Source organism: Mesorhizobium sp. M7A.F.Ca.MR.362.00.0.0 (genome assembly GCF_004023175.1).
Taxonomy (GTDB): domain Bacteria; phylum Pseudomonadota; class Alphaproteobacteria; order Rhizobiales; family Rhizobiaceae; genus Mesorhizobium.
Map to the genome: position 1 here is coordinate 7,255 of NZ_RZTF01000150.1, position 5,708 is coordinate 12,962.

Annotated in this window: 7 protein-coding genes; 4 read left to right on the plus strand and 3 right to left on the minus strand. The window is 63.8% G+C overall.

Annotated elements, in window-relative coordinates; genetic code table 11:
• The coding region (locus tag EOC06_RS42855; protein ID WP_368773593.1) for an endonuclease/exonuclease/phosphatase family protein at positions 1–640 on the plus strand (640 nt) is incomplete at its 5' end.
• A 4-nt stretch (positions 641–644) separates the two neighbouring features.
• Here the strand turns inward: EOC06_RS42855 and EOC06_RS18855 are convergent.
• From EOC06_RS18855 to EOC06_RS40215, 3 genes are all read right to left on the minus strand, one after another.
• Entirely contained in the window at positions 645–1,244 is a 600-nt protein-coding gene (locus EOC06_RS18855) for a DUF922 domain-containing protein (RefSeq protein WP_127269929.1), read from the minus strand.
• Between the two features lie 128 nt (positions 1,245–1,372).
• A complete protein-coding gene (locus EOC06_RS18860; protein WP_128308487.1) occupies positions 1,373–3,052 on the minus strand; it encodes an electron transfer flavoprotein-ubiquinone oxidoreductase in 1,680 nt (559 codons plus the stop codon).
• Between the two features lie 63 nt (positions 3,053–3,115).
• Entirely contained in the window at positions 3,116–3,262 is a 147-nt protein-coding gene (locus EOC06_RS40215; protein ID WP_164898646.1) for a hypothetical protein, read from the minus strand.
• Between the two features lie 10 nt (positions 3,263–3,272).
• Here EOC06_RS40215 and EOC06_RS18865 point away from each other — a divergent pair, with 10 nt between their 5' ends.
• From EOC06_RS18865 to EOC06_RS18875, 3 genes are all read left to right on the plus strand, one after another.
• Positions 3,273–3,917: a hypothetical protein gene (locus tag EOC06_RS18865; protein WP_128308488.1), complete on the plus strand. Its 645-nt coding sequence runs from the start codon at positions 3,273–3,275 to the stop codon at positions 3,915–3,917.
• Positions 3,918–4,127: 210 nt separating this feature from the next.
• Positions 4,128–4,997: a uracil-DNA glycosylase family protein gene (locus EOC06_RS18870; RefSeq protein ID WP_128308489.1), complete on the plus strand. Its 870-nt coding sequence runs from the start codon at positions 4,128–4,130 to the stop codon at positions 4,995–4,997.
• Positions 4,998–5,140: 143 nt separating this feature from the next.
• A partial coding sequence (locus tag EOC06_RS18875) for a helix-turn-helix domain-containing protein (RefSeq protein ID WP_245469772.1) occupies positions 5,141–5,708 on the plus strand: 568 nt, incomplete at its 3' end.

A 5,708-nucleotide genomic window follows, 5' to 3' on the forward strand; every position in this document is an offset into this window, starting at 1 on the left:
CACCCTCGACGAGGTATCGGCGATGTGGGCGACCGAGCTTGGCTATATCAGCAGCGCCTATCCATACCGGATCCTCTGTCCCTATCCCAACGGCATATTCGGCGTCGCGTTGCTCTCGCGGAGGCCCTTTGCCGCGGGCACCGAGGCGCGTTGCGAAAGGCGCGGCGCCATGGCGACAGCGACCGTCGACTTCGGCGGGATCGACGTCGATGTCGCGGCGATCCACCTCAGTTGGCCGTGGCCACGCGAGCAGTACTGGCAGATCGGCGAGTTGACGGAGCCGCTTTCCGCGCTCGGCGAGACGGCCATCATGGCGGGCGACTGCAATGCCGCGCCATGGAGTGCCGCCGTGCGGCGGGTCGCGGCGCTTGGCGGGCTGACCGTGATGCCGTCCGCCGGCCCGACCTGGATCCACATCAAGCTGCCGGACTTCCTGCGGCGCTTCGCCGGCCTGCCGATCGACCAGGTTTTCAGCAAGGGCGGCGTGACCATCCATTCCGCGACACGGCTGGAAGACACCGGCTCGGATCACCTTCCGGTCATGGTGGAGTTCTCACTCAGGCTGAACCAGCAAAAGCCGCTCGACGAACATGAAACCGCGACCGCGGCCATAAGCCAGACCGGCAAGACGCCAGGCTGAAGGATCAGGGCCTGACCAAAGCGATGACGAGATGCTGGACATGGCCGCCATCGCGATGCTCGCGCGCATCGAAAGCGAGCTGCTTGGCCTCATATGCGGCATTGGTGGCCTTGATACGTCGCTGTGCCTCGCGACGTGTCTTGTAGCAGAACCGGTCGTCGGCAATCCTGAGGCCGGAGATCGATCTTTCCGTGGCCCGCATCATCTCCCTGGCGATGCGGCCATGGGTTTCCTCATGGGCGCGGACGCCGGCGAAGAACCGCGTCCATCGCTTCCGGAGCGTCGGCGTGGTGGCCGAGGCGACACGCGGAAACGTATAGAAGAGATTGAGCGTGCCGTTGGCGCGCCGCAAGCGGCAAACGCCATTGTCCTGGCTGGTGTCAAGGTCCCAATCCACTGCGTAGCCGGTCAACGCGATGGCGTGCGTCATGAAGCCGTGCTTCGGCCCCTTGCGGTCCATAGCCTGCATCAGCGCCAGCCCCGTGTTCCCGGTGATGTCGTAGGTCCGCGTCTTGACCACCACCCTGGTGCCGGCCGAGGCCGCCGAAGCCAAACCGAACAGCGCAGCGATCGCCACAAGGCATGCCAGAACCGCCAGGCGCATTGGCCATCTCCTTATCGTCAAGGAATGGAACCATAAGCGCGCGGCAGTTTCAACAGTCCTAATGTTTCACTTGCCACGGGAGACCCGAGCCGTCGTCGGGGCCTTTGCACGCTGTGGCCGGCGCGGGCCTACATGCCTTGGTAGACCGGGCCTTCTCCGCCTTGTGGCGGCACCCAGTTGATGTTCTGGTTCGGGTCCTTGATGTCGCATGTCTTGCAGTGGACGCAGTTCTGCGCGTTGATGACGAAGCGCACATCCTTGGCCGTGGGATCGGCGGCGGCATTGCCATCCTTGTCGACCCACTCGTAAACCCCGGCCGGACAGTAGCGCGTCGAGGGGCCCGCAAAGACATCGTGCTCGGAACGCTTCTGCAGTTCCATGTCGCCGACAAGCAGGTGGACCGGCTCGTTTTCCTCGTGATTGGTGTTGGACAGGAACACCGAGGAAAGCCTGTCGAAGGTCAGCACGCCATCTGGCTTCGGATAGGCGATCTTCTTGTGCCGGGCGGCAGGCTCGAGCGTCGCATAGTCGGCCTTGCCATGCTTCAGCGTGCCGAAGGGCGAGACACCGAACAGCGTGTTCAGCCACATATCGAGGCCGCCGAGGCCGACACCGACGATCGTGCCGAAGCGCGACCACAGCGGCTTGACGTTGCGCACCTTCTTCAAATCCTTGCCGATGTCGGTCGCGCGCCAGGCTTCCTCGTAGGAAGCGAGTTCGTCGTTGGCGCGCCCGGCACCGATCGCCTCTGCGACATGCTCGGCCGCCAGCATGCCGGACAGCACGGCATTGTGCGAGCCCTTGATGCGCGGCACGTTGACGAAGCCCGCCGCACATCCCATCAGCGCACCACCGGGGAAGGAGAGTTTCGGCACCGACTGCCAGCCGCCCTCGGTGATGGCGCGCGCGCCATAGCCGAGGCGCTTGGCGCCGTCGAAAGTCCCGCTGATCGCCGGATGGGTCTTGAAGCGCTGGAATTCCTCGAAGGGCGACAGCCAGGGGTTCTTGTAATTGAGGTGGAGGACGAAGCCGACCGCCACCTGATTGTCCTCGAGATGGTAGAGGAACGAGCCACCGCCGGTCTTCAAGTCAAGCGGCCAGCCGAAGGAATGCTGGACCAGCCCCGGACGGTGGTTCTCCGGCTTGACCTGCCAGAGTTCCTTCAGGCCGATGCCGTATTTGCCCGGTTCGCGGCCATCGGAAAGCTTGTAGCTGGCGATCAACTGCTTGGCGAGCGAGCCGCGAGCGCCCTCCCCGATCAGCACATATTTGCCCATCAGCGCCATGCCGGGTGCGAAACCCGGACCGTGCGTTCCGTCCTTCTCGACGCCCATGTCGCCGGTGACGACACCGGTGACGGCGCCTTGCTCATTGTAGAGCAGGCCGGCGGCGGCAAAGCCCGGATAGATCTCGACACCGAGCGCTTCGGCCTTGGTCGCCAGCCAGCGGCAGACATTGCCGAGCGAGACGATGTAGTTGCCGTGATTGTTCATCAGCGGCGGCATGAAAATGTTGGGCAGGCGAAACGAGCCGGCGGGACCAAGGACGAGGAAATGGTCCGATGTGACCGGCGTCTTGAAGGGATGGCCGTCCTCGTCGCGCCAGCCCGGCAAGAGCCGGTCGATGCCGATCGGATCGACAACGGCGCCGGAGAGGATATGGGCGCCGACCTCACCGCCCTTCTCCAGGACGACGACCGAAAGCTCGGGATTGACCTGCTTGAGGCGGATGGCTGCGGCGAGGCCGGCAGGGCCGGCGCCGACGATAACCACGTCGAATTCCATGCTTTCGCGTTCGATGTCGCTCATCAACCCCTCCGCACTGGCTTATCCCATTCGGGTATCTTGCTGGCTCCCGCGCTGCATAGCGCATCAATTGACGACAGGAAACCGGCGCATACGTGACAATGCCGTTTTGGCCAAAAAGTCGCGCATTGCGAGGTTGGAAGACCGCTTTTCGCCCGGCATTGCCTCCGGGGCGCGCGTTTTTAATTGTTCGACGGCTTGCTTATCGGCCATACTTCACGCCATGCGCATTCCTGGGCCAACCGGCTTTTCATCGACGCGCTTTCTTTTCCCGCCCGGCCGGATCCGCCGGGCGCTCCTTTTGGCCCTTCTGATGCTGGCGCCGCATCACGCTGCCGCCGACGAAGTGAAGGTCTGGGCGGCAGGCGCCTACTCCTTCTCCGACGAGCTTGGCGGCTTCCGCATCACCGGCGCCTCGGGCATCGGGACGAAGGACGATCCGTTCGTCATCACCGAAGAACTGAATTCCTCAACGCCGGTGACGCTGACGATCCGCACGACAAAGCCGATCCAGGCCTTCGGCAAGGCCGGCGAATTCGCCAACGGCATGATGTATATGCGCATCGAGGTGCTCAACAACAGCGGCCAGGCCTGGGTCGAATTCCAGTTCGAATTGCAGGAGATCCTGAATCGACCGAGCGTGTTCGGCGACGGGCTTTCCTTCGACCAGCGCAACAAGACGCCAGACAATATCTTGTCGAGCAATTTCGCCGATTTCGATCGCGATTTCGAACCCTATGACCGGCTGCTGTTCAGGAATGGCAAGGTCGACCCGCTGAAAACCGCCAGGTTCGAATTCCTGATGACTGATTACACACCGCGCTGGACGTTTTACCTCGTGCAGGATCCACGCATACCGACGGGATGAGGCGCGGATGCGGGGCGCGCTCTGCCCCCTCGAGGGGCGGCACGACCGGACGCGACTCCCCTTCGCCGACAGAGGAGGTTGACGCTCTACGCGCGACGACCCCCTTTGGCCTGCCGGCCATCTCCCCCTCAAGGAGGGAGATTGGCTGTCATCACCGCTTTCGCCAATCACAAACTTGCAAATCGTGCTCGCGCGGATGAATGTGCCGGCATGACTGCCGCTTCCCCAAACAACAGACCTGACATCGCCGACTTGCTGGCCTTTTATGCCAGCGTGGGCGTCGACGAGGCGCTTGAAGACCAGCCCGTGAACCGATTCGCCGAGGTTGCGCCAAAGCCCATGGAGCGCGCGGCGGCGTCTTCGGGCGATATCGCCGCACCGCAGCGTTCGACGAATATGTCTCGCCCCGAACCAGGTGACAGATCAAGTGCGCCGCCGGTTGCGCGCCCAACGTCGGCCACCGTTCCCGACGAAGCGCAGGCGGCACTGGCTCGCCAATTGGCGACGACAGCAACGACGCTGGACGAGCTTCGCCAGCACATGGCGGCATTCGAAGGCTGCAATCTCAAGGCCACCGCCAAGAGCCTGGTGTTCGCCGACGGCAACCCGGACGCCGCCGTGATGCTGGTCGGCGAGGCACCCGGCCGCGACGAGGACATCGAGGGCCTGCCCTTCGTCGGCCGATCGGGTCGGCTGCTCGACCGCATGCTGGCGGCGATCGGGCTCGACCGTACTGCAGTCTATATCGCCAATGTCATTCCCTGGCGGCCGCCGGGCAATCGCACGCCGACGCCGCACGAAACCGAGATCTGCCGGCCGTTCATCGAGCGGCAGATCGAACTGGTCAATCCGAAGGTGCTGATTAACCTTGGCGGCCCGTCAGCCAAGACCTTGCTCAACACCTCGGAAGGCATATTGCGGCTGCGCGGCAACTGGCGCGCCCACACGACGGCGTCCGGCATCGCCATCCCGGCCATGCCGACGCTGCATCCGGCCTATCTCCTGCGAACCCCGTCCCACAAGAAGCTGGCGTGGCGGGATTTTCTCGAAGTCAAGGCGAAGCTGCGCGCACTTGGGTGATTGGCCAATCTCCTCCACGAGGGGGGGAAATTGGCTGTCATCTCCGCTTTCGCCAATCTCCAATGTGGATAGGCGAACGCCGGCAAGAACTATGACCTCAGACGTAATTGAAATGCCCCTTCTCCCAGTCTAACCATGCCCTCATGACAACAGCCCAAACCTCCGCCGGCAGCCTCATTCGCGAGTGGCGCACCCGCCGCCGCATGTCTCAACTCGACCTCGCCATGGAGGCCGAAATCTCGCAGCGGCATCTGAGCTTCGTCGAAAGCGGCCGCGCCGCGCCCTCACGCGACATGGTGCTGCATCTGGCCGAGCAATTGTCGATGCCGCTGAGGCAGCGCAACCAGTTGCTGCTCGCCGCCGGCTTTGCGCCGAGCTTCGGCGAGCGCTCATTGACCGACACCCCGATGGCGCCGGCGATGGCGGCGGTCGAGATCGTCCTCAAAGGCCACGAGCCGTTCCCGGCACTCGCCGTCGACCGCCACTGGAACCTGGTTTCGGCCAATGCCGCCATTGCCCCCTTCCTTGCCGATGTCAGCGAGGCTTCGCTGCTGACGCCGCCGGTCAACGTGCTTCGCCTCAGCCTTCATCCCGGCGGCATCGCGCCACGCATCGTCAATCTCCAGGAATGGCGGACGCATCTGCTCGAGCGCCTGAAACACCAGAATGACGCGAGCGGCGACGCGGTGCTGATCGAACTCGAGCGTGAGC